Here is a 26,886-nt window from a genome sequence, read left to right as displayed (position 1 = left end):
GGGGGGGGTCGCCGCCGCGCCGTGTCCTGTTGCCCCCGGGGGGGGGCCCCCCCCCGGGGGGGGGGCCCCCCCCGCCGCGCGGGAGGCCTCCGCCGACACGGCCTCAGTCTTGCGCCGAAGAAGGGCGGGAATGCCTCCCCCTGTGTCGCCCGAATGTACTGCGGGGCGCTGGGCAAGACCGGTAACTGCCGCGGTGGCCGGATGGGTGAAGTCCATGGCCTTGGCGAGTTTTGACCAAGCCTTGATCCAGATCTTGATTTTCGATATCTACAGAGCCCTGGCAGCACAGTGCGCCCGCTGTCGGAGGAGTCCGGAGCGATTTACCGGCCAAGGCTCTGGCGGCCGTACGACGTGGGTTCGGAAGACGGCACCTTAACCCGAAGGTCGGCTGACCGTACATGCACCACGTGCTGGCCCCTTTCGCCGCCGGCGCTCCGGCCCGAGGGCGGAGACTACCGGCGCCGCCGTTCAAGAGCGACGGTCCATGACCGACATCCGCCGCGGGACCAATATCCGCGTCGCCTTGTCAAGGCTCAGCCGAGGGTCGCGCGGGCATCGCCCGCGGAGCGGCGGACGGCCATGTCCGTCAGCTCCTTCACCTGCCCCGCGGGTACTGGAACTCCCGGAGTTTCGAAGAACCAGCGCTGCGTCTCTTCCTGGTCCATTTCCTTGGGCCGTGTCGCAATGTAGGGCTGGACGTAGACCGGGGTGCCGGGTTCGCTGCGCCAGCTGTCGGCGAGCGTGCCGATGTCCACCGCGTCGTAGCCAAGCGTATCCAGCAGCCGGGCCACCTGCGCCTTGGCCGCCCTATCGTCACCAGCGATGGGCAGGGAGCTGCGATCCGGGGCGTCAGCGGGCCGGGCGAGCAGGAACAGCCGCCGGAAGTCGACGTTGTTGAAAGCCTTGACCACCTGGGATTCGGCTAGGTGCCGCTGCACCAGGGCGCTGGAGGTAAGCGTCCCCGCGTCCAGCTCCGCGATGCGGCCGTCGCGCTCCGGATAGTAGTTCATCGTGTCGATCACGGTCTTGCCCGCAAGGCCCGCCGCGGGGAGCCGCTCGTACCCCGCCAGCGGGACGGTCGCCACGACCAGATCGGCAGCCCAGGCGGCTTCGGCCGGGGTGGCCGCCCGCGCGTGCTCGCCGAGTTCGGCGACGAGGTCGGCGAGGGTCTCGGGGCCACGGGAGTTACTCACCACGACCTCCAGACCGGCGCTGACTGCGAGGCGGGCCAGCGCGCTGCCGATCATGCCGCTGCCGATAAGCCCGAGAGTTTTGGCCACCGTGCGATGCCTCCGTTCCAGCCAGGCGACGCGGCGTCGTAGGACGGCCGTGCAGGGCCTGGAATATAGATTCGATAACGACGCTAAATCGAAGAGATGAAGCTGCGTGTCAAACTAGCAACCTGGGGTCGCTTCTGCAAACCGGGTCCGGGACCGAGGGCAGGGTCGCGAGGTGACCGAAACAGCGCGCCCGAACACGCGGGGCATCACACGGGCCGCCGTGCGGGCCAGGCTGGGCCAGGTGGCCGTCGAGCTGTTCCGCCGCGGAGGCTTCGAGAACGTCACCATCAACGACCTAGCCGCGGCCGCTGGCGTGTCCCGCGACACCTTCCTGCGCTAGTTCGGCAGCAAGGAGACGGCGTCCTGAGCGCTTCGACGCACAGGGCTACCCTGTCGCCGACGCCCTGCGCGCCGCTGATGAGGACGACTGGACGGCACCACGGCGGGCGCTGGACACCGTCATCGAGCCTTACCGTCGGCCGGGAACGGCTGGGCCTCAGGCGAGCTGCGTGCCGCCGTCCACGGAAAGGACATGGCCGGTGACGAACGCGGCGGCATCGGAGGCCAGGTAGACGACGGCGGCACCGATCTCAGCCGGGTAGGCGAAATGGCGCCGCAACAGGGTGCGACGGCCGATCGGGTGCATCTCCTCGGTTCCGGTCGCGGCGAGTCGCCCGAAGACCCCGCCCGGGTGCCAGCGGCTACCGGAGCTGATGTCCTGCCCGGGGTCCTGCGGGAGTGTGCCGTAGGTCGCGATCGCGTTCACGGTGATGCCCTGCTTGCCGACTTCCTTGGCGAGGACCTTGGTAAACGCGTACACAGCGCCTTTCATCGCCGAGGAGACCGCCAGCAAAGGATCGCCGATCATACCGGACGTCGACCCGATGTTGATAATCCGCCCGCTTCCCTGCGAGATCATCCCGGGGAGCACCGCGTGGGTGCAGTTCAACGTGCTGATGATGTTCAACGCGATGTCCAGCTCCCACGTCGTGGGACCTGAGTCCACGAACGCGTCCAGGTCGACGTTGCCGCCCACATTGTTCACCAGCACGTCGACCCCGCCGAACTGCTCGCGCACGGCCATGACCACATCGCCGACCTGAGCGCGGTCGGTGACGTCGGCGGCCTGCCAGAGCACGTCCTTGGCGCCGTACTCCCACAGCTGCTCGCATACCCGCCGGCCCTGCACCTCGTCGCGACCGACGATTACCACGCCTGCCCCCTCGGCAGCGAACGCAAGGGCTGTCGCCCGGCCGATATTGGCATTCCCGCCGGTGACCACCACCGTGCGGCCAGCTAACCCGGTCTTCACCGTGCTCTCCTTTGTCAGCGGGTCGGGAGGTCGACGAGAACCTTTGTGCGCCGGCCTTCGCGTAGGTCGTCGAGGACGTCATGAAGCTCGTAGAGGCTGACCTGCTCGACCCAGCCCTTTGCCGGATAGGCGCCCTTGGCGATGAGCTCGATCACGCGGGGGAACACGCCGGGGGCGTACCCCAACGATCCGGTGAGCTCGATCTCCCCGCGGGTCAGCACCCATGGGGTGAAGGAAACCGCTCGATCCGAGAAGCCGATCCCGACGTACCTCCCACGTGCCCGTAGCACGGCCGGGGCGAGGCTGAAGGTGGCCTCCGCCCCGGCACAGTCCACCGCGACGTCGACACCCCGGCCCGCCGTCCGGTGGCGCACCTCATCCGTGACATCCGACGTCGCCGGGTCGATGACGTCCGCGACGCCGAGCGCCACGATCGCCGCTCGTCGAGCCGGCGCCGGCTCGACGAGCAAGATGTCCTCCACCCCGACGGCACGCAGGCCGAACATGACGCCGATCCCGATCGGCCCGGCGCCGAACACGAGAGCAGACTGGCCGGGCTCGACGCCGGAGCGCAGTACCCCGTTGAACGCGACCGACATGGGCTCCACGAGCGCGCCGTCGGCCAGCGACATCGACGCCGGGAGGTGATGCACCATCGCGCGTGGCACGACCGTGTACTGGGCCAGCCCACCCCCAGGGGAACAGATCCCGTGCGTCGTGACCAGGCGGCACAGCTGCCGCAGCCCCACGCGGCAGCGATCGCAGTCGCCGCACGAGTACAAAGGCTCGACACAGACCCGGTCGCCGACGGCGACGTCGGAGACGTCCGCTCCGACAGCGGCCACCACCCCGGCGAACTCGTGACCTGGAATCTGGGGCAGTACGCCGCCGGTGAGCGGGTGCGGCGTGTTCGTGCAGGCCCGCGGCCCGCAGAAGATCTCGGCCAGGTCGGTGCCGCACAGCCCGTTGTGGGCGACGGCCACCTTCACCTGGCCCGCGGCCGGTTCCGGTTCGGGAACCTCCTCGATCCGAATGTCTTCAGGACCATGCAGCCTTGCCGCGATCATGCCCACCGCCTAACGAGGGGGATTGCAGGTCAGACGACCTAGCCGAAACATGCCGGGAGTCACCGGCGGGAGTCACCGCCGGTCGCGGTTGCCGCGGAAGAAGTGCCGGGTGTCGAACACCAGCCTGCCGTTCGCACGGTCGGCGGCCTGCACGGCGGCCGCCGCACTCGGCAGGTCGCTGATGGCCATCATCGCCAGGAACTCCACCTGCACCTGAATGCCGGCATCGGCCTGTGAACGCGACGGACCGCGGCGTCCCACACCCTGCGCCCCAGGTCCCGGGGGCGTGATGCCGCCTCCTCTGTCAACGCCACGTCCAGTGGACTCAGCGACAGCCGGCCGAACCCACCTGTTGCCGCTGGTGCGAGTCGCGCCTCGAGCGGGCTCTGTAAGCCCAGGTCCCGGGCCGCACCCAGCCGATGCCGTCCAGTGCCTTGGTCATCTGTCCCCCCTCGTGTCTTAGGACGAGCCCGGGACGCGGACCACGGAGGTCGGCACGCACTGGCGCCCGCAGTTGTGATCATGTGTCCATCGGGACTCGTCCGGGACTCTATGCCGAATCGTGCACTCAGTTCCACCCCTGATAGCGGGGGCCAGTTGTGGCGATGCGGGGACACGACCGGTCTACTCCGCTCGACTGCGGCGCGGTGGGGTGATCGCCCGAGGTGCTGTCCGTCGGCCACTGCCAACGGGCATCCCCCGATGGTGCAGACCACCCTGAGCAGGAGCTTTCTCGAGAAGCCGCCGACTCAACCAGCCGACGCGACGCCGGACGCGGTCCGCCGCGAAGGCCCGGCCGAACCCGAAGCCCCGCTGTGGCGACAAGGCCCATACGCTCAGTCAACGACCCTGAGTCCTTCGCCGACGGGTAGATACAACGCTGCCAGACGACGTTCGGTATCCCCTTCGAGCTCGTCGCCACCCCCGCGTGGTTCAACGGGCGGCCTGCCACCATCCGCGGCGCCCCGGAGTTCAACGAGCACCGCGACACCCGACTCGCCGACCTCGGCCTCGACTGGGATACGGTCGTCGACCTCAAGGTCCGTGGTATTGTCGCCCAGCAAACAAGCTCCGGTGCTCGGTACGATCATCGATCCCCGCAAGGATCATCCGCTGTGGCGACCCGTTCCATCCCTCGAACCAAGACGAGCGCTGCCGTCGCGGACTACATACTCGAGCAGATCTTCGAAGGGCGCCTCAAGTCAGGCGACCGGATCGATCTTGACGAGGTGTGCCACAAGCTCGACGTTAGCCGGCTCCCGGTCCGCGAAGCCATCGTGATGCTGGAGCGGGACGGCATCGTTACCTCGACGTATCACCGGGGGGTTTTCGTCGAGCCGTTCGACGCCAAGTCGATCATTGACGACTTCGAGATCATCGGCCTGCTCAGCGGCGTTGCCGTCCGACGACTCGCCGAGGAGCAGGACCGGGGAGTGATCCTGGCCCTCGAAGGCCTGATCGACGAGCTCCGGGCCGTGCCGCCGAACGACCGGGATCGCATGGTCGAGCTCGTGCGCACGATCCTCACCACCGAGCACCGCGCCGGCGGTTCGCGCCGCCTCCGCGCCGAGCTCCGCGCCTTCACCGGATACCTGCCGCTGGTGTTCCGCATCAGCATCAACCGCAGCCACGACGACACCGTGAACGCACACGCCCGCGTCGTGCGCGCCATCGCCGTCGGCGACGGGGAGAAGGCGGCCCGCTACCGAGTCGACGACTTCCGTGACGCCGGCCAGCACGTCGTCGAGGAGCTCGAGCGACGCGGTGTGCTCAGCGGCGACGCCGGATCGTAGATCCGTTCGGGTCAGGCGCGTCTTTGATCCAAGGTTTCTGCGGAACTTCGCGGCATGGACGATGTCTTCGATCTGACGGGCCGGGTCGCGATCGTGACCGGTGGCGGTACCGGCGTCGTGGCCGCGACCGGTCGACCGGACGAAGTGGCCTGGGTTGTTCTCTACCTCGCCAGCGACGCGGCGTCGTACGTCACCGGGCAGACCCTCTCGGTCGACTGCGCACCCCACCTCGGCGGGATCGACGACGTCTGATTCCGGTGGCGAGCGGGACGTTCAGCCACCCCGCTCGTCGACGAGGCGCCCGCGGTTGACCTTCATTGCCTCGCTGCGGGGGACGGCGTCGACGATCTCGAATGACTTCGGCACCTTGTAGGGGAGGAGCCGGCTCCTCACGTACGCCTTGACCTCGTCGAAGGTCGGCGGGTCGTTCCGGTTGGCCGGCTCGACGATGGCGTGCACCCGCCGCCCCCACTCGACGTCCTTCAGGCCGACCACCACCACGTCGGCGACCTTCGGGTGGTCGATGAGAGCGGCTTCGACCTCGGCCGGGAACACGTTCGCGCCCCCGGTGACGATGAGGTCCACCCGACGGTCGGCGAGGTACAGATAGCCGTCCTCGTCGAGGTAGCCCATGTCGCCGTAGGACCCGAAGCCGTCGTCGGTCCAGGGGATGTCCGGCACGTCACCGAGGTAGGTGGCGCCTCCGTACCCGTCCGGCGGCCGCATGAAGACCTGGCCGATCTCGCCCGTCGGCAGGTCCGTGCCCTCGTCGTCGAGGATGCGGATCTCCGCGCCGCGGAAGCCGCGTCCGACGCTGCCCCGGTGGTCCATCCACTCCGTGCCGTCCAGGACGGTGAGCCCGAGGCCTTCAGTGCCGCCGTAGGCCATGATGATCTTCTCGGCGCCGATCAGGTCGGCCCACCGGTGGACCAGCGATGGCGGCATCGGTGCCGCGCCCTGCAGTATCCACTCGAGGCTGGACAGGTCACGCTCGTCGACCCCGCGCAGGTCCGCGATCCGCTGCAGCATCGTTGGCGTGGCGGTAAACGTTGTGATCTGGTGGCGGCCGACCGTGTCCACGATCTGTCCGGCGTTGAACTTCTCCACCACGAACAACTGGTCGCCGGTCAGCATGCTGTGGATGGTGGCGAACGCGTTGACGTGGTACATGGGCGCCAGCACGAGGATGCGCTGCGGCCGGGTGATCGCCAGGCCCCACTCCTGTGCGATCGGGATGCTGAACATCGGGTTGAAGACGGCTGGGGCGTGCAGGAGGATCACCTTCGGGGTGCCGGTCGAGCCGCTGCTGCAGATGCCGTTGACGTTCGGCGAGATCACGGGCGGAAACCGCGGCACCGGGTCGCCTGTGGTGTCACGAATCCAACCGAGGTCGTCGGCGCTGATGTAGAGCGCCGGGTCGATCGCCTGCTTCAGGCGCTCCAACTCCCAGTCGGGGACGTCCCACCGGACCGGCACCGGGATCGCCCCCAGCTTCCACGTGGCCAGCACCGAGAACACGAGCTCCGGGGAATTGCGGACTCCCAACCCGACGAGGTCGCCAAAGCCGACGCCCCGCCCGGCAAAGGCCCCCGCAACCTGGCTGGACCGCTCGTCCAGCTCGTGCCAGGTGACCGATCGCCCGCCGCCGTCCACGGCCAGGTGGACGTAGGCCACCTCGTCCGGACGTGCCGCCGCGAGCGCCCGCAGGCGCTCGACGTTGCTCGTCGGCTCGTCCTCCGTGCCCTCGTGCTCGGCCACTGCCTGCTCTCCCATTCTCTCGTCAGTCCCCGGGCCACGTGACGGTCGGGATCACGACGAGCACCGGCTCGAAGATCTCCTGTTGGACGATTGTCACCTGTCTTCCCCGACGCCGCCTCGACGAGCTCGCCCCGAGGAGCAGCCTCGCGTCCTTCGCACGCCGACCGCGAGCTGACCGACCGCGGGCCGCGAGATCACTGCGCCCTCCCGTCGGGGCCGAGCAGGCGAAGGGGGTCGGTGCCGTCCCAGGCCGCGGACGCCCGCGCGAGTTTGCTCAGGTTGGCCAGGAATCCGGGCGTGCTCTCGATCACCTCGGTGTAGAACCCGAAGTCCGCGACCGTGTCGACGTAGGCGACGCGGAACCTGCCGGAGGACCGGCTCTCGGCGGCGATCTCGTAGCCCAGCTCCTGGTAGTGGGCCTTCTTCCCGTCGTAATCGGGGGTGACGGTCGCCAGCTGGTGGAACGCGCGGGTTCCGTCGCGGCTCCACTCGCGGAACACGCTGGGGCGGTCGCAGAGCTGTTGGATCAGCTCGATCTGGACCGGGCCGGTCTGCGCGACCGCGACCCGGATCGTGATCGTGGCCTGGGTGCCGCGGTAGGTCGCGTGCTGGTCGGAGGCGGGCATGACGTGGAACGGGCCGACGCCGAAGACCCGGGCCCACTTGGCCGCGGCGGCGAGCACGTCGTCGACGAGGAAACCCAGCTGGAAGAACCGGTAGTCGCCTTCGGGCCACGGTTGCTGGAACAGGGGGTGCTCGATCGGGCTCATGGCGCGGTCACCGGGAGCACAAGGACCTCCTGCATGACGGTGGCAACGAGATGACCGTCGGCGTCGTGGATCGCCCCGTGTGTGAGGCCTCGGTTGCCGGCGATGGCGAGCGTTTCCTGGGTGTGAAGGTGCCATCGGTCGAATCGCGCTGGTCGGTGGAACCAGATGGCGTGATCCAGGCTCAGGCCGTTCGACCTGCCCGGCCCGGCCGCTCCCGGGTGCGCTCGGAAAACCATGTCCATCAGGAGGAAGTCGCTGGCGTAGGCGAGGAGCGCCGTGTGCAGCAGTGGGTCGTCGCCCACGGCGCGCGGGAGCCGCATCCAGTGCGACCTCGTCGCGCTCGCGGTTGTGGGAGCCCGCGGTCCGCCGAGGAACGAGGGCGCCTCGCTGATCCGCATCTCGACCGGCGGAGGCTGCTCGATCCAGTGACGTCCGTGCTGTCGCATGTCGGCCGGGAGTTGACGAGCCCACTGCTGCAGGAGCGGCACGTCGTCCGGTGGGGGTGCCGGAGGGGCGGGGGCGGTCGCGCTGGACTCGGCGCCGCCGTCGTGGAACGAGACGATGGCGACGAGCAGTGGCTTGTCGTCCTCGAGCACGGTGACCTGCCGGGTGGACATCGAGCGGCCGTCACGCACGCGGTCGACGGTCAGGTCCAGCGGACGGCCCGGGGTTCCGGCCCGGACGAAGGCGGCGTGCAGCGAGTGCGGGGCCTTCCCGCTCACCGAGCTGCCGGCGGCGACGAGGGCCTGTGCGAGGAGCTGACCGCCGTAGACCCGTCCGGGCGCGCGGACGGCGTCGGGCGGCACTCGGAAACGATCTTCGGTCAGCCGTTGCGGCTCGAGGGCGCCGAGGAGGGCGTCGAGTGCGTCGAGCAGCGCTGTGTCGAGACGGGGATGCGCGGGCGAGTCCACACGACTAGTCTAGGCCATCTTGGATCAAAGATCAGAGATCCATCGAGAGGGGCGCGGATGCTGAGTGGCGAGAAGATCCTGATTACCGGGCCGGCAGGCCGCATCGCCTTCGGTCTCGCCGAGACGCTGGCGGCCGACAACGAGGTGTGGGGCGTCTCGCGCTTCGGCGATCCCGCGGCTCGTGCCGAGGTCGAGGCGTTGGGAGTGACGACCCGCGCCCTGGACATCGGCGATGGCGACTTCGGTGATCTGCCGTCCGACTTCACGTACCTGTTACACATCGCCGCGGACTTCGGGAACGACTACGAGCGGGCCCTACGGGTCAACGGCGAGGGAACGGGGCTCCTGCTGGCGCACTGCCGCACGGCGAAGGCGGCGCTGGTGATGTCGACGTTGACCGTCTACAAGCCGCATGCCGATCCGTGGCACCCCTTCCGGGAGGACGACCCACTGGGCGACGCCGGCCTGCCCGAACCGAAGCCATACTCCATCGGCAAGATCGCCGAGGAGGCGGTGGCCCGTTACTGCGCCCGGGCGTTCGACCTTCCCATCACCATCGCCCGGATGGGCAGCGCCTACGGCGACCGCGGCGGTCTTCCCGCGTGGTACCTGCACGCCATCGCCGCGGGCCGGCCGGTGGTGGCCCGTTGGGACCCCCTGCCGTACAGCCCGATCCACTATGACGACATCAACGCCCAGTTCGAGTCGCTCCTCGATGCCGCCAGCGTGCCGGCGAGGATCGTGAACTGGGCGGGCGACGAGCCGGTGACCGTACAGCAGTGGTCGGCGTACTTCGGTGACCTGCTCGGCGTCGACGCCAAGGTGGTCGTCGAGCCCGTCCCCGGCGCATCGCTCGGCTCCGTAGGTGACCGCACCACGCGGTCCGCCATCACCGGCCCCTGCCGGGTGGACTGGCGCGACGGCTTCCGGCGCATGGCCGCGCACATGTATCCCGATCGCGTGAAGGCGAGCTGAGCCGATGGGGCGCTATCCCTCCGCCGACCAGCTGCTCGACGAGGCCGCCGAGCAGACCGGGCTGTCCGACTTCGGCCCCGGCGACTTCCGCGACGGACTCACGGTGCTGCTCGACAGCCTCGAGCGCGACGGCGACCTGAGCCCCGGCGCCGACGCGGCCGTGATCGGTGACTTCCGCCGGCGGCTCGTCAATCGCCTCGAGGTCGAGGCCTGGTACCGCGAGCACCCCGAGGTCGACGACGTCCCCGTACGCGGGCCGGTCGACATCAGCGGCCTGCCCCGCACGGGCACCACGGCGCTCGCCGACATGCTGTCGCTCGACCCGCAGTTCCGCTGCCTCCGAGGCTGGGAGCAGACCAAACCGTGTCCACCGCCGACGCGGGACGACGAGGCCGACGACCCCAGACGGCTGGAGTTCATCGCCGCCCAGGAGCGCCGGTCGACGGAGCACCGGGCGATGCACATCCTCGAGATCGACGCCACGATGGAGGACACCGAGCTTCTCGGCATGGCCTTCCACGGCCAGCAGATGGTGCTGCCGGTGCCCGGCTACCGCGACTGGTGGCGGGAGGCCGACCTGACCTCGACCTATCGGTACCACCGTCGCGTGGTGAAACTGCTCGGGTCGCGGCGCCCGCCGGACCTGTGGCTGTTCAAGGCGCCGCACCACAAGTTCCACCTCGACGGGCTGGCGGCGGCGTATCCGGACATCCGCTTCGTCATGACCCATCGCGACCCGGCCAAGGTGGTGCCCTCGTACACGAGCCTCGTGTCGTCGATCATGCCGCCAGCTGACGGCGGGCGCGATCCGCATGGGCTCGGTCGGGAGATCTGCGACCACCTGCGCATCGGCATGGAGCATGCCATCGAGGCCCGGGGGCGGATCGGCGAGGACCGGTTCCTCGACGTCCATCACCGTGACCTCGTGTCCGATCCGAAGGGCACGATCCGGCGGATCTACGAGTGGCTTGGCTTCGACCTCACGCCAGCGGTCGAGCAGACGATCCTCGACTGGCAGCGGGCCAACCAGATGGGCGCCGCGGGCGCGCACCGGTACACCGCCGAGCAGTTCGGCCTGAGCGCCGCTCAGATCCGATCCGACTACGACTTCTACATCCGGCACTTCGACGTGGCGTTGGAAGGCTTGAAGCGATGACCGCGCTCCCCACATGGACCGACCAGATGCGGGCACTCGAAGGCGTGGCCGAGAACCTCACGGCCACCTGGCGGCCGGACGGCGCGACCGAGGCCGAGGCGCAGGACATGAACAAGCTCGCCCTGTCGATCCTCGCGTGCGGCTACCTGTGCCGGGTCTACACCGATGCCCGCCGGCCAGTGTTCATGCCGCTGTGGAACTACGCGTGCAACCAGGGCGGACCCAACCCCGACTACGTGTACCTGACGACGGAGGTCGACCCGAACGGCGTGTACGAGATCTCGGGCTACCGCGGCACGACCCGGTTCGTCGAGATCACGCAGCAGGAATCGGACATGACCAGCCCGAAGCACTTCGAGCGCCGGGACACGCCACCGCTGCGGGTCACCAACGACCTCGACGAGCTCACGATCGGCGACGACGGCTCCTTCCGGATGATCCTCAGCGCCGCGCGTCCGGACGGTTATAGCGGCGACTGGTGGCCGCTCGATCCCCGTACGCGCAAGCTCCTCATGCGGAAATGCGCGTGCGACTGGACGCACGAGGTCGACGCCCGGGTGGCGATCAACCGCCTGGACGACCCCGGCGAGGACATGGCGCCGGCCGACATCGCCCGCCGGTTCTCGGACATGGCCGAGTGGATCGACGGGATGATCCGGTTCGACATGCAGCTCGTCCGGTACTACCGGGAGCACCACGGCATCAACGTCCTGCTGCGCTCCCAGTGGATCGAGAACGCCGGCGGCCTGGCGAAGCAGGCCTACTACGACGGCATCCACCAGATCGCCGACGACGAGGCCCTGATCGTCGAGTTCCCCGTACCGACCGAGTGCCGCTACTGGCAGATCCTCGTGGCCGACGACCGGTTCTCCACCGTTGACTGGGTGAACCGCCAGTCGAGCCTCAACGACGTGCAAGCCCGCGTCGACGGCGACGGCTGGTTCCGGGGCGTCGTCTCAAAGCAGGACCCCGGTGTGCACAACTGGCTCGACAAGGCCGACTTCCCATGGGGAATCCTCCAGGCCCGCTTCTACCGGGCCAACGAATATCCCGAGGCCACCGTGACCAAGGTGCCCGTCACCGACGTGCGCAAGCACCTACCACCTGACACCGCACCGGTCACGCCAGCCGAACGGGCACAGCAACTGCGGATCCGCCGCGAGGGCGCGCAGCTACGGCGGATCTGGTGAACACGGCTACGCAGACCCACCTCCAGCGGTTAGAGGCCGAGAGCATCCAGATCCTCCGCGAGGCCGTGGCCGAAGCGGAGAAGCCGGTGATGCTGTACTCGGTCGGCAAGGACAGCTCGGTGATGCTGCACCTGGCGGTGAAGGCGTTCCATCCGTCGCCGCCCCCGTTCCCGCTGCTGCACGTCGACACGACCTGGAAGTTCCGGGCGATGTACGAGCTCCGGGACAAGCTCACTGCCGACCTCGGCGCGGAGCTGCTCGTATACCAGAACCCCGAGTGCGTGGAGAAGGGCATCAACCCGTTCGACCACGGCTCATCGGTGCACACCGACATGTGGAAGACCGAAGGGTTGAAGCAGGCGCTGGACCACTACGGCTTCGACCTGGCCTTCGGTGGCGCACGGCGCGACGAGGAGAAGTCGCGGGCGAAGGAGCGGGTGTTCTCGATCCGCACGGCGCAGCACCGGTGGGACCCGAAGCAGCAGCGCCCGGAGCTGTGGCGGCTCTACAACGCCCGCAAGGCGCACGGCGAGTCGGTGCGGGTGTTCCCGCTGTCGAACTGGACCGAGCTCGACATCTGGCAGTACATCCACCGGGAGGAGATCCCGATCGTGCCGCTCTACCTGGCGGCGACGCGCCCGGTCGTCGAGCGTGACGGGATGCTGATCATGGTCGACGACGACCGGATGCGACTCAAGCCGGGCGAGGAACCGCAGCTGAAGTCGGTGCGGTTCCGGACGTTGGGCTGCTACCCGCTGACAGGCGCCATTGAGAGCGAGGCATCGACGCTCCCCGAGATCATCCAGGAGATGCTGCTCATGACGACCTCGGAGCGGCAGGGCCGCGCCATCGACCATGACCAGTCGGCGTCGATGGAGCGCAAGAAGCAGGAGGGCTACTTCTGATGGCCCACGCCACGGGCGAGCTGGCCGCCACCGGCATCGAGGCCTACCTCGACCAGCACGAGCACAAGACGTTGCTGCGGTTCATCACCTGCGGCAGCGTGGACGACGGGAAGAGCACGCTGATCGGCCGGCTGCTCTACGACTCGAAGCTGGTTTTCGAGGACCACCTGGCCGCCCTCGAGTCCGACTCGAAGAGGGTCGGCACCCAGGGCGGTGACCTCGACTTCGCCCTCCTCGTCGACGGCCTCGCCGCCGAGCGCGAGCAGGGCATCACGATCGACGTCGCCTACCGGTTCTTCTCGACCGAGCGGCGCAAGTTCATCGTCGCCGACACGCCCGGCCACGAGCAGTACACGCGCAACATGGTCACCGGCGCGTCCACCACCGAGCTGGCCGTGATCCTCATCGACGCCCGCAGGGGCGTGCTCACCCAGACCCGCCGCCACAGCTTCCTGGTGTCGCTGCTCGGTATCCGCCACGTCGTGCTGGCGGTCAACAAGCTCGACCTCGTCGGCTACTCGCAGGCGACCTTCGACGCCATCGAGGCCGACTACCGCGAGTTCGCGTCGGGCATCGGCCTCACCGACATCGTGTCCATCCCGATCTCGGCGCTGCGCGGCGACAACATCACGGGCCCGTCGGAGAGCACCCCCTGGTACAGCGGCCCGAGCCTCATCGAGCACCTGGAGACGATCGAGGTCGCCGACGACCTCCACGCCGGGCCGTTCCGTATGCCCGTCCAGTGGGTGAACCGACCAAACCTCGACTTCCGGGGCTTCTCTGGCGAGATCGTCGGCGGCGCCGTGCATCCGGGTGACCCGGTCCGCGTGCTGCCGTCGGGCCGCGAGAGCACTGTCGCCCGGGTCGTCACCTACGACGGCGACCTCGATGAGGGCATCGCCGGCCAGTCCGTCACCATCACGCTCAACGACGAGATCGACGTGAGCCGGGGCGACGTCCTCACCGCCGCCAACGACCCCGCCGGTGTCGCCGACCAGTTCCAGGCTGACATCGTCTGGATGTCCGACGACCAGATGCTGCCCGGGCGCCCGTACGTGCTCAAGCTCGGCACCAGCACTGTCGGCGTGACGATCGCCCCGCCGAAATACAAGGTCAACGTCAACACCCTCGAACACCTGGCCGCCAAGACACTCGAGCTCAACGAGATCGGCGTGTGCAACATCGGCCTCGACCGGCCGATCGCGTTCGACGCCTACCGCGACAACCGCGATATGGGCGGCTTCATCGTCATCGACCGGTTCACGAACAACACCGTGGCCGCCGGCATGATCCACTTCGCCCTGCGTCGCGCCCAGAACGTGCACTGGCAGGCCGTCGACGTCGACAAGGCGGCCCGGGCCCGCCTCAAGGGGCAGCGTCCGGCACTGGTGTGGTTCACAGGCCTGTCCGGCGCCGGGAAGTCGACGATCGCGAACCTCGTCGAGCGGAAGCTTCACGAGCAGGGCTTCCACACCTACCTCCTCGACGGCGACAACCTGCGCCACGGCCTCAACAAGAACCTGGGCTTCACCGACGTCGACCGCGTCGAGAACATCCGCCGAGCGGCCGAAATTGCCAAGGTCATGGTCGACGCCGGCCTTATCGTCCTCGCGTCGTTCATCTCACCGTTCCGGGCCGAGCGCCGCCTCGCCCGTGACCTGCTGGGCGACGGCGAGTTCGTCGAGGTATTCGTGGACGCCCCGCTGTCGGTCGCCGAAGCCCGTGACCGCAAGGGCCTGTACGCCAAGGCCCGCCGGGGCGAGCTGGTGCACTTCACCGGCATCGACTCCCCGTACGAGCCGCCCGAGGCCCCTGAGGTCCACATCGACGCGAGCGGCGCTGTGCCCGCGGAGACCGCGGCCGAGCTCGTGGTCGACCACCTCCGTGCTGCCGGGCTGCTGAGATCACCCGCGTGACCAGCCGCGAGGCCGCCGGCATGAACGGCCACGACGTCGCCACCGCCCTCGCCGGTGAGGCGGTGCCAAGCAGTTGCCGGGCATCGTCGCCCACCAGCCCGGCCTGAGCCCGCAGATGCGCGAGCAGGTCCGAGCTTCCCGATCGACTGCTCGGCGGACGGGCGTCGCGTACTGCGTTTGCTGTATGGCAGGTGTACGCGGTGCGGCGATGCGGCGGGCGCCGCCGAACGGCGACCGTTGACTCCGACGGCAACCGCCACCGGAGGTACAACGTGATCGAGGTGAACAACCTCAGCAAGAGGTACGGCGACAAACTCGCGGTGGATTCGCTGACCTTTACCGTACGGCCCGGGGTGGTGACCGGGTTCCTCGGCCCCAACGGAGCCGGGAAGTCGACGACCATGCGAATGATCATGGGATTGGATCGGCCCACGTCGGGCTCAGTGACGGTCAATGGGCGGCCGCACGCGCAGCACGTGGCGCCGCTGCACGAGATCGGCGCGCTGCTGGAGGCGAAGTCGATCCACCCAGGCCGTTCGGCATACCACCACCTGCGGGCCTTGGCGGCGAGCAACGGCATCGGAGCCGAGCGGGTACTGGAGGTCATCGATCTGGTCGGGCTCAGCGAGGTGGCCCGCAAACGTGCGGGGGCGTTCTCCCTCGGTATGGGGCAGCGGCTGGGCATCGCCACGGCGCTGCTGGGCGACCCGAAGGTGGTGATCCTGGACGAGCCGGTCAACGGTTTGGACCCGGAGGGTGTGCTGTGGATCCGCAATCTGCTCAAGGGGCTGGCGGCGCAGGGTCGTACCGTCCTGGTCTCGTCGCATCTGATGAGCGAGATGGCGGTGACCGCGGAGGACCTGATCGTGATCGGGCGGGGCCGGCTGCTGTCGGCGGGTCGGATCGGCGAGTTCATCGCCAGGTCGTCGAGTCGCCGGGTCCGGGTGCGTTCGCCGCAGGTGGCACGCTTGCGTGAGTTGCTCCTGGCGGACGGGGCGACGGTCAGCGGCATCGAGCCCGACGTCATCGACGTGGAAGGGCTGGATGCGCCCAAGATCGGGGAGCGGGCGGCCGATGCCGGCGTGGTCCTGCACGAACTCGTCCCCGAGGAGGCTTCGCTGGAGGAGGCGTTCATGCGGATCACGAAGGACTCGGTCGAGTACCACGGCGGCTCGGCGGGCGCGTCGTTCGCTGCCAAGGGAGGGGTACGCCGATGAGCACCGCCACGCTTACCCAGATGTCGGGCTCGCGGGTCACCTTGCCGCGCGTCATGCACATGGAGTGGATCAAGTTCTGGTCGCTACGGTCCACGATCTACACCCTCGCCGTCGCTCTCCTCGTGACGGTCGGTATCGGCACCCTGTCCACGGCGCTCGTAGATTTCAAGGCGAACGGCCCCGCCGCGAACGATCCGACCTGGGACAGCCTTTACGGGATCACGATCGCCGCGCTGGCCACGGCCGTGCTCGGGGTGCTGATGACAACCAGCGAGTATGGCACCGGCACCATCCGCGCCACCCTGGCTGCTGTGCCGGCACGCCTGCCCGTGCTGTGGGCCAAAGTGGCGGTCTTCGCCGCGGGAAGCTTCATCTTCACCTTTGCCGCGGGACTCGCCGCGTTCCTGGCTGGACAGGCGATCCTGTCGGCGCGTGATCTCGACAGCGCCACGCTGTTCGACCCAGGGGCATTCCGCGCGGTAGTCGGCGCGGCCGTCTACCTGACCGGCGCCGGGCTGATCGGGGTGGCAATTGGTAGCTTGCTGCGCCACACCGCTGGTGCGATCACGGCGGTAATCGGTGCGCTGTTCCTGGCGCCGAGCCTGCTTCCGTTGCTGCCCGGCAGCATCAGGGACACCGTGAACCCGTACATGCCGCTGAACGCGGCGCAGGCGTTCATCACGGTGAACGGTCCCGGCAGCGGCGACCTGTCGCCGTGGGCCGGACTCGCGGTCTATGCCGGCTATCTTGTCGTGTTGGTGGTCTGGGCTGCGGTCATGCTCAAGCGGCGCGATGCGTGACCGACATGGCGTGGCTGTGCCCGCGCGCCGAACGGCGCGTCGGCACTCACGCCGAGACGCTCGGTGAGCTCGTGATGGGCACGGTGTCATTGCGGCGTGCGATCCAGGCCAGCCCAGGCCTCTTCGACGCCGTGCTCGCGGCGATGGTGGCGATCCTGTCCATGGTGCCTGTGGCGGTGGGCGCGCTCGGGCGCGGCCCGTCGATCCAGGATGCCGTCGCGGCTGGCGTGACGTTCCTCCTGCTGGTGGGCCGCCACCGAGCCCCGTTGACTGTGCTGGTGCTCGCCCTGCTCGTCGCGGCGACGTCGATCGTGGCCGCGCCCACGACCATGCATCTACTCGAAGCCACCGCGCTGATAGCGCTCTATACCGTCACCGCCATCAGTCGGCGATGGCGTGCGATCGCTGCCACAGCGGTTGCGTCTGTCGCCCTGTACGCCGCCAACGCCTACGTCGCCGGCTCTGTCATCAGCGGGGACAGCGTCGGAGTGGTCGCCTTCGTCGGCATGGCCGCCGCGATCGGCGTCAGCGTGCGGACGTGGCGTGACAACGTCGCCGCGGCCGACGAACGGGCCGACCGTGCCGAAGCCACCCGAGACGAGGAGGCCCGCCGGCGCGTCGCCGAGGAACGGTTACGCATCGCCCGTGAGCTGCACGACGTCATCGCCCATCACATCGCAGTGATCAACGTGCAGGCGGGCGTCGCCAGCCATCTGGTGCGCACGCAACCCAGCAAGGCCGAAGTCACGCTCAGCCAGATCCGCGAGGCGGGCCGTACGGTCCTCGACGAGCTCGGCGCCGTGCTGTACGTACTGCGCCAGTCGGATGACGACGCCATGCCGACCGAACCTCTGCCGGGTCTGTCCCGCCTCGGGCAGTTGCTCGAATCCTTCACCGCGGCCGGGTTCCGTATCCAACAGCAGACCACCGGAAAGCCTCGGACACTGGCGATCGCCACCGACCTGGCAGCGTACCGAATCATTCAAGAAGGACTCACGAACGCTCACAAGCACGGGCCTGAGCCCCACGCCAGCCTGCTGCTGGAGTACCGCCCGGACGCGATCACCATCACGATCCGCAACCTCTTGAGCGGCGCCCACAACGCGTCAGCCGGCACCGGGCACGGCCTCATCGGCATGCGCGAACGAGCCCAGGCAGCAGGCGGCACCCTCGATGCCGGGCCGGAACCCGGCGGCAGGTTCCGGCTCCATGCCTGCCTCCCGCTGCCCGGCCCCCAGGGCAGCGGAGACGAAGCAGTCAAACCAGACGTGGCGGGCAGCCGTGACGCAGAACCTGAGCGAGGTCGGGGGCTACGGCATGTCCGTACGGCACAATGCTGACAAGGAGATGTCGCAATGACCATCCGGGTACTGGTCGCCGACGACCAGCCGGTGATCCGGGCCGGCTTCCGCCTGTTCATCGAGGCGCAGCCGGACATGGAGGTGGTCGGTGAAGCGGGAACCGGTGAGGAGGCAGTCGCCCTGGTTCACGCCACCCCCGTCGACGTCGTGCTCATGGACATCCGCATGCCCGAAATGGACGGACTGACCGCTACCCGCGTCATCTGCGGCGACCATAGTCTCGCTGAGGTGAAGGTGCTGATCCTGACCACCTTCGAGGCCGACGAGTACGTGTTCGAGGCATTGCGCGGCGGCGCTAGCGGGTTCCTTGGCAAAGGGGTCGAGCCGGCCGACCTGATCGACGCGATCCGCACCGTGGCCCGCGGCGAGGCGCTGCTGTCACCGAAGGCCGTCAAAGCGCTCATCGCCCGCTACCTGACCCAGCCCGAACCCGCGCCGACCCCCGCGCCGCCCGGAATCGAACGTATCACCGAACGGGAACGCGAAGTCCTCGCTCTCGTGGCGACCGGCTTGTCCAACGACGACATCGCCAAGCGGCTCTATGTGTCACCACACACCGCCAAGACCCACGTCAACCGCATCATGACCAAAGTAGGTGCACGCGACCGGGCTCAACTAGTCGTCATCGCCTACCAGACCGGCTTTGTCCCGAGATGACGCCACGGCGGAGCTGAGTTGAGTGTGCGAGAAAGGTGGCGTCCAGGGCGCGGCGTAAATACCGCAGCCCGGATTTCGTACGCCGCGGCGTCCTGGGGCGATCGGCTGTACCGCAGGCCCCTCGGCTGCACCTGTTCCAGCGACGGGGTGCTTCGCCGCAGCTACAGCGAGTCGCAGCGGCGTGGACTGCCAGTCGATCACCCTGAGCGCCGAGGACGCCGAGGACCGCGTCCTCCTTGCTACTGAAGTGGCGCAGAAAGGTGCCGCGCGACACATCCGCGGCCTCCGGGATGTCGTTGACCGTGACCCGTTCGAACCCCTCGGCACGAAACAGGTCGAAGGCGACCTACGCCAGCCGAGCCCGGACGGCAGCCCGCGCGACGTCCCGCGTACTCGCCTACCCCGCTCCCCTCACCCGGTCACCCTAGTCACAGTCGACCCCGACTCGCGCATATGAGCTATAGTGTCAACTATGAAACTTGGTCTCGCAGGCTCGTTGCAAAGGAGGCGGCCCAGATGAGGTTCTTCGTGCTCGGTGCCACCGGCGCAACAGGCGGTCTGTTCATCGAGCAGGCTCTTGCCGACGGACATGACGTCACCGCGTACGTGCGGAGCCCCGCCAAGGTGACGCCACGCGAGCGCCTGACCGTCGTCGCGGGCGACGTTCGCGACGCCGACGCGTTGGCCGAGGCCATGCACGGCACGGACGCCGTGATCAGCACCCTTGGCCTGGGCCGTGCGAGGAAACCAGACAACCTGATCGCCGACAGCACTCGCGCGATCGTTGAGGCCGCCAAACATTCCGGCATCTCGCGGGTGCTCATCATGTCCGCGTTCGGTGTCGGTGAGTCTCTCCGGAAGGCATCCGCGCTCGCGCGCCTCATGTACAGCTCGGGCGGCAAAGCGGTCTTCGCCGACAAAGCCGCCGGCGAACGGTACCTCACGTCCTCTGATCTCGACTGGACCCTCGCGTACCCGGTCCTGCTCACGAACAAGCCGAAGTCCGGCAAGTACCTGGCAATCGACCTCGCGGAGCTGACACGGCTGCCCGGCATGCCGCGCGTCTCCCGGGCGGACGTCGCCGCGTTCCTGCTCAGCGCGGCCAAGGATGGCGAGTGGTTTCGCCGTACAGCCGTGCTACTCGCCGATCGCCACGACATCACCTGAGCCCCCACCTCTACGGGCGATCGGCCGCGCGACCCCTACCACGGCTGCGCCGGGCGCGACGATGCCCACGCCGACGAGCGCACGTACTACCTCTGCGGACCAGGGCCCGTGCCGGGTCGCCGACGCACGAGGCGGCGGCGACGTCGGGATGGTGGCCGGCGGTGGCGTACCAACGGATCCTGAACTGGCTCCTACGGGTTGCTGCTGGTCATCAGGCGCTTGGTAGGTCGACGAGGACTTTCGTGCGCCGGCCTGCCCGTAGATCCTCAAGAGCGGCTCTGACGTCGTGGAGGTCGACGTGTTCGACCCACCCCTTTGTTGGGTACGCACCTTGGGCGAAGAGCTCGATCACGCGCGGGAACACGCCGGGCCCGTACCCCAGCGAACCGGTGAGCTCGATCTCCCCCCGGGCCAACACCCACGGCGAGAAGGAAACCTCTCGATCAGAGAAGGCGATCCCGACGAACCGTCCGTGAGCCCGCAGCACGGCCGGGGCGAGCGCGAACGTGGCAGGCGCCCCCGCGCAGTCCAGCGCGACGTCGACACCCCGACCGCCCGTCCGGCGGCGCACCTCGTCGGCGACGTCGCGCGCGTCCGGGTCAAGGACATCGGCCAAGCCGAGCGCCTCGATGGCCGCGCGTCGAGCCGGTGCCGGCTCGACGAGCAGGATGTCGTCCACACCGACAGCCCGCAGGCCGAACAGCACGCCGATCCCGATCGGGCCGCCACCGAACACGAGGGCGGACTGACCGGGCTCCGCACCGGAACGCAGCACCCCGTTGAACGCGACCGACATCGGCTCCACCAGCGCGCCTTCCGCCAGCGACATCGACGCCGGCAGGTGATGCACCATGGCGCGCGGCACGACCGTGTACTGGGCCAGACCGCCCCCGTGCGAGCAGATCCCATGTGTGATGACCAGACGACACAGCCGCCGCAGCCCAGCCACGCAGCGGTCGCACTCCCCGCATGAGTACAGCGGCTCGACGCAGACCCGATCACCGACGACTACACCATCGACCTTCGGCCCTACGGCTGTCACCACTCCGGCGAACTCATGACCCGGAATCTGGGGCAGCGTGCCGCCGGTGAGCGGATGCGGCACGGTCGTGCAGGCTCTCGGGCCGGAGAAGAACTCGGCCAGGTCGGTACCGCACAGCCCATTGTGGGCCACGGCGACCTTTACCTGACCCGCAGCGGGCTCCGGGTCAGGAACCTCCTCGATCCGTATGTCCTCACCACCGTGCAGCCGTGCAGCGATCATGTCATACCGTCCAAGGAAGAGGTTGTGAGCCGATGAGTTGGGTGTCGAAGACGGCCAGTCGTCGGCGGGCGCCGTAGCCGACGAACTGTTCCGGGACAACGGAATGATCATCCAACGTTGTGACCCATTGATTTTTCATGCCTCGCTGGCTGGATTGTGGAGCCGCCATCCGCCTACGGTTCTTCCTGAACGCGAAACTTCGAAGCGCCGACGGGAGCTGTCGCCCGGCCGATGAACTCAGAACATGCCGATGCCGGCGGCCTCGTTGCGCTTGCGCCACTCCTGGCGGGGCATGCGGGTGGTGTCGACGTCCTTGGCGAGGGTGCGCAGCGCGGCGACGGTGGCCTGCTCCTTGGGAGTGTGGGCGAACGGGTCCCAGCCGAAGAACCGGGTGGCGTTCTCCCAAGTGATCTTGTGGATCTCCTCGTCGGCGCAGCCGGCCTCCTGGAACTCGTTCCAGGCGAACTCGGGCGAGGTGGGCCACGTCGTGTCGGTGTGCGGGTAGTCGCACTCCCAGGCCAGGATGTCGATGCCGATGCGATTACGCAGCAGGAGCCCGGACGGGTCGGTGATGAAGCAGGCGAGGATGTGGTCGCGGAACACCTCCGACGGGAGCTTGCCGCCGAAGTCGTTGTGGATCCACTCCTGGTTTCGGAAGTGGCGGTCGGCCCGGTCCAGGTAGAAGGGGATCCAGCCGATGCCGCCCTCGGAGAGGGCGACTTTGAGGTCCGGGAACCGTCGCAGCGTGGGTCCGAACAGCAGGTCCTGCGCGACGATGGCGGAGATCTGGCTCGTGAGGACGATGAGGTGGTCGATGGGTGCCTCGTCCGGCTTCTTGATCAGGTCGAAGCCGGCGCCGATGTGGAGGGACAGGACCATGTTCTCGTCGCACAGCGCTTTGAGCATCGGGTCCCAGTGGCCGGACAGGAAGCTCGGGAAGCCCCAGGCGTGCGGCGCCTCGAGGAAGCTGATGGACCGGCAGCCCTTCCGCCCGATGCGGTGGATTTCCTTTACCGCCAGGTCGACGTCCCACATCGGGACGATGCCGAGTGGGATGAACCGGTCGGGGTAGGTGCCGCACCACTCGTCGATGGCCCAGTCGTTGTAGGCCTGGAGCATCACGAGCGCGATCTCCTTGTCACGCGACTCGGTGAAGGTACGGGCGTTGAAGCCGGCCATGGTCGGGAAGCACATCGATGCCAGCACTCCGTTGGCATTCATGTCCCTGACCCGTTCGTGGACGTCGAAGCAGCCAGGACGCAGCTCGCTGTAGGTGCCGGCGTTGAAGCCCCACTCCTTACTGGGCCAGCCAACGGTGGCGGCCATACCGAAATGTGTCGTCGTCTTCTCGCCCTGGAACACCCACGCGTCTAAGCCGTCCTCGTTGCGGACGACCCTGGGGGCGTCGTCGCGCCACTTGGCCGGGACGTGGTTGGAGTACATGTTCGGTGGCTCGATCATGTGGTCGTCAATGCTGACCAGGATCATGTCGTCCATGCGCATGGGCCGCTCCTGTCGCTGCGGGTGGACATGCTCGGTTGACGATCGGAACGTGTTGGCAGACGGACGCCGGTCTGACGCTGACGGCTGGCCCGATTGGCCGCGTTCACTACTGGGAGTCGCTGGTAGTTGACCTGCCAGGTGCCCGGTTGGTCGAGTAGGACGTCTTCCTTCCGGGCGAAGTGACGGAAGGAGATGCTTCGGGACATCCTGCTGGTCGCCTCGATCGTCGTCGCATCGAAGCCTCGTGCGGTTGGTTCATCGCGACGGTGAGCTGACAGTTGAGTGACGGTGAGTAGGTGGTCCGCGCGGCGCGCCGGTTGCGTTCGCGGAGGTCAGGCCCTCGAGACGCCACAGGCGTCGTAGCCGACACTGTACTCCGGGCCGCAACTGCTTCATAGTGTCGAGATTGAAACTGAGTGCAGCGTTGGGTGCGGAGTGCCGGTTCCTCGATGGCGAGCAGACGTGACCGGGGAGCGACCGGGACTCCGGTGCAGCCGACGGGCGAGAGCACCCTGACGGCGACTGGGCCGTGGCGGTGCCAGGGAGCGAGGAGCGGAGTGACTGGTGGTGGAGACGCTGAAGGTCGACGCTGAGTCGAGGATGCTGGTTGACGGCGAGCTCATCGAGGCGGACTCGGACGCGACGTTCGACAACATCAATCCGGCCACTGAGGAGGTGATCGGGCGCGTCGCCGACGCGTCCAGCTCGGAGATGCACCGGGCCATCGACGCCGCCCGTCGGGCTTTCGACGAGACGGACTGGTCGACGAACCGTGCCTTCCGCAAGCACTGCCTGGCCCAGCTGCAGGAGGCCCTCGAAACCGAGCGCGAGCAGCTGCGCGAGGAGCTGATCGCTGAGGGCGGTTGCCCGCGCGGCACGACAAACGGCCCGCAACTCGCGGTCCCGCTGGAGCACGCGTTGCGTTATCCGATGGAGCTGATGGACGCGTTCGGGTGGGAGACGGACCTGCCCGATGTGGTCGACTTCCGGGGCGTCGCGACCTCCCGGCGCGTCGTGAAGGAGCCGGTCGGGGTGGTCGGGGCCATCGTGCCGTGGAACGTGCCGTTCGAGGTCGCACTGAACAAGCTGGGTCAGGCTCTCGCGACGGGTAACACGGTGGTACTCAAGCCCGCGCCGGACACGCCCTTCAGCGCCACGCGCATCGGCCGCCTCATCGCCGAGCAGACAGATTTCCCCGCGGGCGTGGTCAACGTCGTCACCTCGTCGGACCACCTGGTGGCCGAGGAGATGACGCTGTCACCGAAGGTCGACCTGATCTCGTTCACAGGTTCCACGGCGACCGGCAAGCGGATCATTGAGAAGAGCGCGGCGACGGTGAAGCGGCTGTTCCTGGAGCTCGGTGGCAAGTCGGCGACGATCGTGCTCGACGACGCCGACCTGTCCACCGCCGTGTTGATGGGCCTGTCTGCCTGCTCGCACGCCGGGCAGGGGTGTGCGATTCAGACCCGGATGTTGCTGCCGCGCTCGCGGTACGACGAGGGTGTCGAGTTGTTGAAGACGGCTTTCGCGAACGTGCCCTACGGCGACCCACAACGGCCTGACGTCATGATGGGCCCGCTCATCTCCGCGAAGCAACGAGACCGGGTGCTGGGCTATATCGACAGGGGCGTGGCCGAGGGAGCGAAGCTGGTCCTCGGCGGCGGGCGGCCAGCGCACCTACCGAAAGGCTGGTATGTCGAGCCGACGCTGTTCACTGACGTCGACAACGCGATGACGATCGCCCAGGAGGAGATCTTCGGGCCGGTGCTGTGCGTCATCCCGTTCGAGGATGAGGACGACGCCGTGCGGATCGCCAACGACAGCGTCTACGGCCTGTCCGGTGGTGTGTACTCCGGATCGCGGGAGCGGTCGATGGCTGTCGCCAGCCGGATCCGCACCGGCACGGTCACGGTTGACGGGGGTTCCTATTACTCCGCCGATGTCCCCTTCGGCGGCTACAAGCACAGCGGGTTGGGCCGCCAGAACGGGGTCGCCGGCTTTGACCAGTACCTCGAGATCAAGTCGCTGGCGTGGCCGGCGGGCTGAGCGGCAGCGTGCGCCAATCTCACGAAAGGGGACGACACATGGGTGATCTCGACGGGCTTGGCTACCGCGGCGCGACGGTGGTGGTGACGGGGTGCGCGTCGGGCATGGGGCAGGCGACCGCCCGGGTCTTAGGCGACCTCGGTGCCCGGGTGCACGCGGTCGATGTCCGTAAACCGTCGGTGCCGCATGTGGGCTACTACGAGACCGACCTGTCGCGGCCAGAGCAGATCGAGGCGACCGCCGCGGCGCTGCGTGATGTGGGACCGATCGACTACCTGTTCAACTGCGCCGGGGTACCGCACACGATCGGCGGCCCGCTGTACTCCATGCTCGTCAACTACATCGGCACCCGGTACTTCACCGAGCAGGTCGTGCCGGCGCTGGCCGACGGGAGCGGCGTGGCCACCATCGCGTCCAACGCGGGGCTCGGCTGGCAGCGGCGGCTTCCGGCCCACCTCGAACTGCTCGCCATCGCCGACCCGGTCGAGGCGAGGCGGTGGTGTGAGGCCCGGCCGGAGGCCGTCGCGGACGGCTACACCACCTCGAAGGAGCTGCTGATCGTCTGGACGATGCACGCGGCCGTGGGGTTGGGCCACGAACGCCGCATCCGGATGAACTGCATCGGTCCGTGCCCGACCAAGACGGCGTTCATGGACGAGACCATCCGGGACATCGGCCAGGATTTTTTCGACCGGTTCCCGTACCCGGTGCTCGGCCGGATGGCGACGGCCGAGGAGCAGGCGTGGCCGCTGGTCCTGCTGAACAGCCGGATGAACGCGGTGGTCACGGGCGCATTCCTCTACACCGACCAGGGCGTCGCGGGCGGCCTGCTCACGGGTTCCATCGATCCGTCGATCATGTCTCGCGAGCCGGTGGCGGAGCCACAGGGATGACGGTCGAGCTGGGGCTGACCCCCGACTCGCGCTGGGACATCGACGTCGCCGGTCTGGTCGGGGCGGCCGGCGCAGCCGGGTTCACGGCCGTGGGGCTGTCCGTGTCGCGGGTTGACGCGGCCGGCGCGGCGGCGCTCGCCGCGGGCGGACTGCGCTGCCACGAACTGCTGGCCCTGATCGTGACCTCCGACGAGGAGGCCACTGTGAGCCACGCTGGCCGACTGGCCGAGGCGGCGGCCGCCGTGAAGGCGCGGTGGGTCCTAGCCGGTTTCCGGGTTGCGCTGGACCAGGACACCGCGCCGTTGATCAGCCGGTGCGCGGCGATGTTCGCCGAGGCCGGCGCGGGCATGGCGGTCGAGTTCACCCCGTACGGCGGGGCAAGGTCGATCTCCGATGCGCTGAAGGTGGTCGAGGCCGCCGGGGTTGACCGGGCCGGAGTGCTGATCGACACCTGGCACTTCTTCAACGGGGACAGCACCTGGGAGCAGCTGGAGCGGGTGCCGCTGGAAAGGATCGCCTACGTCCAGTTCGACGACGCGCTCCCCCCGATCTCCGGGAACGGGGTGAACGAGACGATGCACCGCCGCGCGATGCCCGGCGACGGGACCTTCGAGCTCGACCGGTTCGCCTCCACCCTGCTCGACAGAGGCTGGGCAGGCTTGGTGAGCGTCGAGGTGCTCAATGCCGAGCTTCGCCAGCTTCCGGTGTCCGAGTTCGCGCGGCAGGCCTACGAGACCACCGCCCGGTACTGGCGATGAGAACGTGCGTGACGCCCGCGACATCGCGGGAGCGGTCGGCGCGGTCGAGACGGCGCTACCGGGCTGCAGGCGGCGCTGGGACCGGGTCGCGTAAGGGCTCTACCGGCGTGTTGCTCCCGAGTTCCCGAGTGCGGCGCTGTTCCCGTCGGTCGGATCCGCATCGTGGCCCCAACCACGGCGCAGATGC

General features: G+C 68.4%; 26 protein-coding genes. 16 read left to right on the top strand and 10 right to left on the bottom strand.

Features of this window, described 5'->3' with window-relative positions:
- Positions 1-533: 533 nt before the first annotated feature.
- A complete protein-coding gene (locus tag QOZ89_RS06515) occupies positions 534-1,247 on the bottom strand; it encodes an NADPH-dependent F420 reductase (RefSeq protein ID WP_491723642.1) in 714 nt (237 codons plus the stop codon).
- A 205-nt stretch (positions 1,248-1,452) separates the two neighbouring features.
- Between QOZ89_RS06515 and QOZ89_RS06510 the strand changes: the two genes are divergently transcribed.
- Positions 1,453-1,620: a TetR family transcriptional regulator gene (locus tag QOZ89_RS06510; protein ID WP_241842358.1), complete on the top strand. Its 168-nt coding sequence runs from the start codon at positions 1,453-1,455 to the stop codon at positions 1,618-1,620.
- A gap of 156 nt (positions 1,621-1,776) precedes the next feature.
- Here the strand turns inward: QOZ89_RS06510 and QOZ89_RS06505 are convergent, their stop codons facing one another.
- The 3 genes from QOZ89_RS06505 to QOZ89_RS06495 all read right to left on the bottom strand — a co-directional run bounded on the left by QOZ89_RS06505 (position 1,777) and on the right by QOZ89_RS06495 (position 3,872).
- A complete protein-coding gene (locus QOZ89_RS06505; RefSeq protein WP_071053643.1) occupies positions 1,777-2,592 on the bottom strand; it encodes an SDR family NAD(P)-dependent oxidoreductase in 816 nt (271 codons plus the stop codon).
- 14 nt (positions 2,593-2,606) lie between these two features.
- A complete protein-coding gene (locus tag QOZ89_RS06500; protein ID WP_071053644.1) occupies positions 2,607-3,659 on the bottom strand; it encodes a 2,3-butanediol dehydrogenase in 1,053 nt (350 codons plus the stop codon).
- Between the two features lie 72 nt (positions 3,660-3,731).
- Complete coding sequence (locus tag QOZ89_RS06495; RefSeq protein ID WP_312623282.1) at positions 3,732-3,872, bottom strand: hypothetical protein; 141 nt, start codon at positions 3,870-3,872, stop codon at positions 3,732-3,734.
- Between the two features lie 902 nt (positions 3,873-4,774).
- Here QOZ89_RS06495 and QOZ89_RS06490 point away from each other — a divergent pair.
- Entirely contained in the window at positions 4,775-5,452 is a 678-nt protein-coding gene (locus QOZ89_RS06490; protein ID WP_071053646.1) for a GntR family transcriptional regulator, read from the top strand.
- A 54-nt stretch (positions 5,453-5,506) separates the two neighbouring features.
- Complete coding sequence (locus tag QOZ89_RS48210) at positions 5,507-5,704, top strand: SDR family oxidoreductase (RefSeq protein WP_071053647.1); 198 nt, start codon at positions 5,507-5,509, stop codon at positions 5,702-5,704.
- A 21-nt stretch (positions 5,705-5,725) separates the two neighbouring features.
- On the opposite strand, the gene QOZ89_RS06480 is transcribed toward QOZ89_RS48210, so the two are convergent.
- The 3 genes from QOZ89_RS06480 to QOZ89_RS06470 all read right to left on the bottom strand — a co-directional run bounded on the left by QOZ89_RS06480 (position 5,726) and on the right by QOZ89_RS06470 (position 8,891).
- Positions 5,726-7,225: a class I adenylate-forming enzyme family protein gene (locus tag QOZ89_RS06480; protein ID WP_083419944.1), complete on the bottom strand. Its 1,500-nt coding sequence runs from the start codon at positions 7,223-7,225 to the stop codon at positions 5,726-5,728.
- A gap of 179 nt (positions 7,226-7,404) precedes the next feature.
- Complete coding sequence (locus QOZ89_RS06475; protein ID WP_071053649.1) at positions 7,405-7,980, bottom strand: VOC family protein; 576 nt, start codon at positions 7,978-7,980, stop codon at positions 7,405-7,407.
- Positions 7,977-8,891 carry an acyl-CoA thioesterase gene (locus QOZ89_RS06470; protein WP_071053650.1) on the bottom strand — a complete coding sequence of 305 codons (915 nt, stop codon included), beginning with the start codon at positions 8,889-8,891 and terminating at the stop codon, positions 7,977-7,979. Before QOZ89_RS06470 ends, QOZ89_RS06475 begins: the two co-directional genes overlap by 4 nt.
- Positions 8,892-8,948: 57 nt before the next feature.
- Here QOZ89_RS06470 and QOZ89_RS06465 point away from each other — a divergent pair, with 57 nt between their 5' ends.
- The 9 genes from QOZ89_RS06465 to QOZ89_RS06425 all read left to right on the top strand — a co-directional run bounded on the left by QOZ89_RS06465 (position 8,949) and on the right by QOZ89_RS06425 (position 19,068).
- Entirely contained in the window at positions 8,949-9,866 is a 918-nt protein-coding gene (locus QOZ89_RS06465; protein ID WP_083419945.1) for an NAD-dependent epimerase/dehydratase family protein, read from the top strand.
- A 4-nt stretch (positions 9,867-9,870) separates the two neighbouring features.
- Positions 9,871-11,022: a sulfotransferase family protein gene (locus tag QOZ89_RS06460; protein WP_312623279.1), complete on the top strand. Its 1,152-nt coding sequence runs from the start codon at positions 9,871-9,873 to the stop codon at positions 11,020-11,022.
- Positions 11,019-12,212: a DUF1214 domain-containing protein gene (locus QOZ89_RS06455; RefSeq protein ID WP_071053652.1), complete on the top strand. Its 1,194-nt coding sequence runs from the start codon at positions 11,019-11,021 to the stop codon at positions 12,210-12,212. Before QOZ89_RS06460 ends, QOZ89_RS06455 begins: the two co-directional genes overlap by 4 nt.
- On the top strand, positions 12,209-13,117 hold the full coding sequence (gene cysD / locus QOZ89_RS06450) for a sulfate adenylyltransferase subunit CysD (protein ID WP_071053653.1): 909 nt from the start codon (positions 12,209-12,211) through the stop codon (positions 13,115-13,117). Before QOZ89_RS06455 ends, cysD begins: the two co-directional genes overlap by 4 nt.
- Entirely contained in the window at positions 13,117-15,033 is a 1,917-nt protein-coding gene (cysN, locus tag QOZ89_RS06445; protein WP_312623277.1) for a sulfate adenylyltransferase subunit CysN, read from the top strand. Before cysD ends, cysN begins: the two co-directional genes overlap by 1 nt.
- A gap of 272 nt (positions 15,034-15,305) precedes the next feature.
- Positions 15,306-16,250 (top strand): ABC transporter ATP-binding protein, encoded by a 945-nt coding sequence (locus tag QOZ89_RS06440; protein ID WP_312623275.1) that lies wholly within the window; start codon positions 15,306-15,308, stop codon positions 16,248-16,250.
- Positions 16,247-17,050, top strand: coding sequence for an ABC transporter permease (locus QOZ89_RS06435; RefSeq protein WP_312623274.1), 804 nt, complete (start codon positions 16,247-16,249; stop codon positions 17,048-17,050). The genes QOZ89_RS06440 and QOZ89_RS06435 overlap by 4 nt, the downstream gene beginning before the upstream one ends.
- 5 nt (positions 17,051-17,055) lie before the next feature.
- On the top strand, positions 17,056-18,390 hold the full coding sequence (locus QOZ89_RS06430) for a sensor histidine kinase (protein WP_312623288.1): 1,335 nt from the start codon (positions 17,056-17,058) through the stop codon (positions 18,388-18,390).
- 15 nt (positions 18,391-18,405) lie between these two features.
- On the top strand, positions 18,406-19,068 hold the full coding sequence (locus QOZ89_RS06425; RefSeq protein ID WP_312623273.1) for a response regulator transcription factor: 663 nt from the start codon (positions 18,406-18,408) through the stop codon (positions 19,066-19,068).
- Here QOZ89_RS06425 and QOZ89_RS06420 read toward each other — a convergent pair.
- Entirely contained in the window at positions 19,034-19,402 is a 369-nt protein-coding gene (locus QOZ89_RS06420) for a helix-turn-helix domain-containing protein (RefSeq protein WP_312623287.1), read from the bottom strand. The two genes, QOZ89_RS06425 and QOZ89_RS06420, sit on opposite strands and share 35 nt — an antisense overlap.
- Positions 19,403-19,584: 182 nt before the next feature.
- Here QOZ89_RS06420 and QOZ89_RS06415 point away from each other — a divergent pair, with 182 nt between their 5' ends.
- Entirely contained in the window at positions 19,585-20,235 is a 651-nt protein-coding gene (locus tag QOZ89_RS06415; protein WP_312623271.1) for an NAD(P)-dependent oxidoreductase, read from the top strand.
- A 211-nt stretch (positions 20,236-20,446) separates the two neighbouring features.
- Here QOZ89_RS06415 and QOZ89_RS06410 read toward each other — a convergent pair whose 3' ends face one another.
- Both QOZ89_RS06410 and QOZ89_RS06405 read right to left on the bottom strand, forming a co-directional pair.
- Positions 20,447-21,499 carry a 2,3-butanediol dehydrogenase gene (locus QOZ89_RS06410; protein ID WP_071053660.1) on the bottom strand — a complete coding sequence of 351 codons (1,053 nt, stop codon included), beginning with the start codon at positions 21,497-21,499 and terminating at the stop codon, positions 20,447-20,449.
- Between the two features lie 237 nt (positions 21,500-21,736).
- Positions 21,737-23,002 carry an amidohydrolase family protein gene (locus QOZ89_RS06405; RefSeq protein ID WP_071053661.1) on the bottom strand — a complete coding sequence of 422 codons (1,266 nt, stop codon included), beginning with the start codon at positions 23,000-23,002 and terminating at the stop codon, positions 21,737-21,739.
- A 600-nt stretch (positions 23,003-23,602) separates the two neighbouring features.
- On the opposite strand from QOZ89_RS06405, the gene QOZ89_RS06400 reads away from it, so the two are divergent.
- The 3 genes from QOZ89_RS06400 to QOZ89_RS06390 are packed head-to-tail and all read left to right on the top strand — an operon-like array spanning position 23,603 to position 26,699.
- Complete coding sequence (locus QOZ89_RS06400; RefSeq protein WP_083419956.1) at positions 23,603-25,048, top strand: aldehyde dehydrogenase family protein; 1,446 nt, start codon at positions 23,603-23,605, stop codon at positions 25,046-25,048.
- 38 nt (positions 25,049-25,086) lie between these two features.
- Entirely contained in the window at positions 25,087-25,941 is an 855-nt protein-coding gene (locus tag QOZ89_RS06395) for an SDR family oxidoreductase (RefSeq protein ID WP_071053663.1), read from the top strand.
- The gene (locus QOZ89_RS06390; RefSeq protein ID WP_071053664.1) at positions 25,938-26,699 is read left to right on the top strand and encodes a sugar phosphate isomerase/epimerase family protein; all 762 of its coding nucleotides are present in this window, start codon (positions 25,938-25,940) and stop codon (positions 26,697-26,699) included. Before QOZ89_RS06395 ends, QOZ89_RS06390 begins: the two co-directional genes overlap by 4 nt.
- The last annotated feature ends 187 nt before the right edge of the window (positions 26,700-26,886 follow it).

Source organism: Pseudofrankia coriaricola, from assembly GCF_032027725.1.
GTDB lineage: Bacteria > Actinomycetota > Actinomycetes > Frankiales > Frankiaceae > Pseudofrankia.
The sequence above is the reverse complement of the archived record's forward strand: the minus strand, read 5'-3'. Positions and strand labels throughout refer to the sequence as shown.

Excerpts from the sequence above, each read along its gene's own strand:
- QOZ89_RS06515 (WP_491723642.1), bottom strand. The coding sequence starts at position 1,247 with ATGATCGGCAGCGCGCTGGCCCGCCTCGCAGTCAGCGCCGGTCTGGAG.
- QOZ89_RS06500 (WP_071053644.1), bottom strand. The coding sequence starts at position 3,659 with ATGATCGCGGCAAGGCTGCATGGTCCTGAAGACATTCGGATCGAGGAG.
- QOZ89_RS48210 (WP_071053647.1), top strand. The coding sequence starts at position 5,507 with ATGGACGATGTCTTCGATCTGACGGGCCGGGTCGCGATCGTGACCGGT.
- QOZ89_RS06480 (WP_083419944.1), bottom strand. The coding sequence starts at position 7,225 with ATGGGAGAGCAGGCAGTGGCCGAGCACGAGGGCACGGAGGACGAGCCG.
- QOZ89_RS06475 (WP_071053649.1), bottom strand. The coding sequence starts at position 7,980 with ATGAGCCCGATCGAGCACCCCCTGTTCCAGCAACCGTGGCCCGAAGGC.
- QOZ89_RS06465 (WP_083419945.1), top strand. The coding sequence starts at position 8,949 with ATGCTGAGTGGCGAGAAGATCCTGATTACCGGGCCGGCAGGCCGCATC.
- QOZ89_RS06460 (WP_312623279.1), top strand. The coding sequence starts at position 9,871 with ATGGGGCGCTATCCCTCCGCCGACCAGCTGCTCGACGAGGCCGCCGAG.
- QOZ89_RS06455 (WP_071053652.1), top strand. The coding sequence starts at position 11,019 with ATGACCGCGCTCCCCACATGGACCGACCAGATGCGGGCACTCGAAGGC.
- cysN (WP_312623277.1), top strand. The coding sequence starts at position 13,117 with ATGGCCCACGCCACGGGCGAGCTGGCCGCCACCGGCATCGAGGCCTAC.
- QOZ89_RS06435 (WP_312623274.1), top strand. The coding sequence starts at position 16,247 with ATGAGCACCGCCACGCTTACCCAGATGTCGGGCTCGCGGGTCACCTTG.
- QOZ89_RS06430 (WP_312623288.1), top strand. The coding sequence starts at position 17,056 with ATGGCGTGGCTGTGCCCGCGCGCCGAACGGCGCGTCGGCACTCACGCC.
- QOZ89_RS06425 (WP_312623273.1), top strand. The coding sequence starts at position 18,406 with ATGACCATCCGGGTACTGGTCGCCGACGACCAGCCGGTGATCCGGGCC.
- QOZ89_RS06415 (WP_312623271.1), top strand. The coding sequence starts at position 19,585 with ATGAGGTTCTTCGTGCTCGGTGCCACCGGCGCAACAGGCGGTCTGTTC.
- QOZ89_RS06410 (WP_071053660.1), bottom strand. The coding sequence starts at position 21,499 with ATGATCGCTGCACGGCTGCACGGTGGTGAGGACATACGGATCGAGGAG.
- QOZ89_RS06405 (WP_071053661.1), bottom strand. The coding sequence starts at position 23,002 with ATGCGCATGGACGACATGATCCTGGTCAGCATTGACGACCACATGATC.
- QOZ89_RS06400 (WP_083419956.1), top strand. The coding sequence starts at position 23,603 with ATGCTGGTTGACGGCGAGCTCATCGAGGCGGACTCGGACGCGACGTTC.
- QOZ89_RS06395 (WP_071053663.1), top strand. The coding sequence starts at position 25,087 with ATGGGTGATCTCGACGGGCTTGGCTACCGCGGCGCGACGGTGGTGGTG.
- QOZ89_RS06390 (WP_071053664.1), top strand. The coding sequence starts at position 25,938 with ATGACGGTCGAGCTGGGGCTGACCCCCGACTCGCGCTGGGACATCGAC.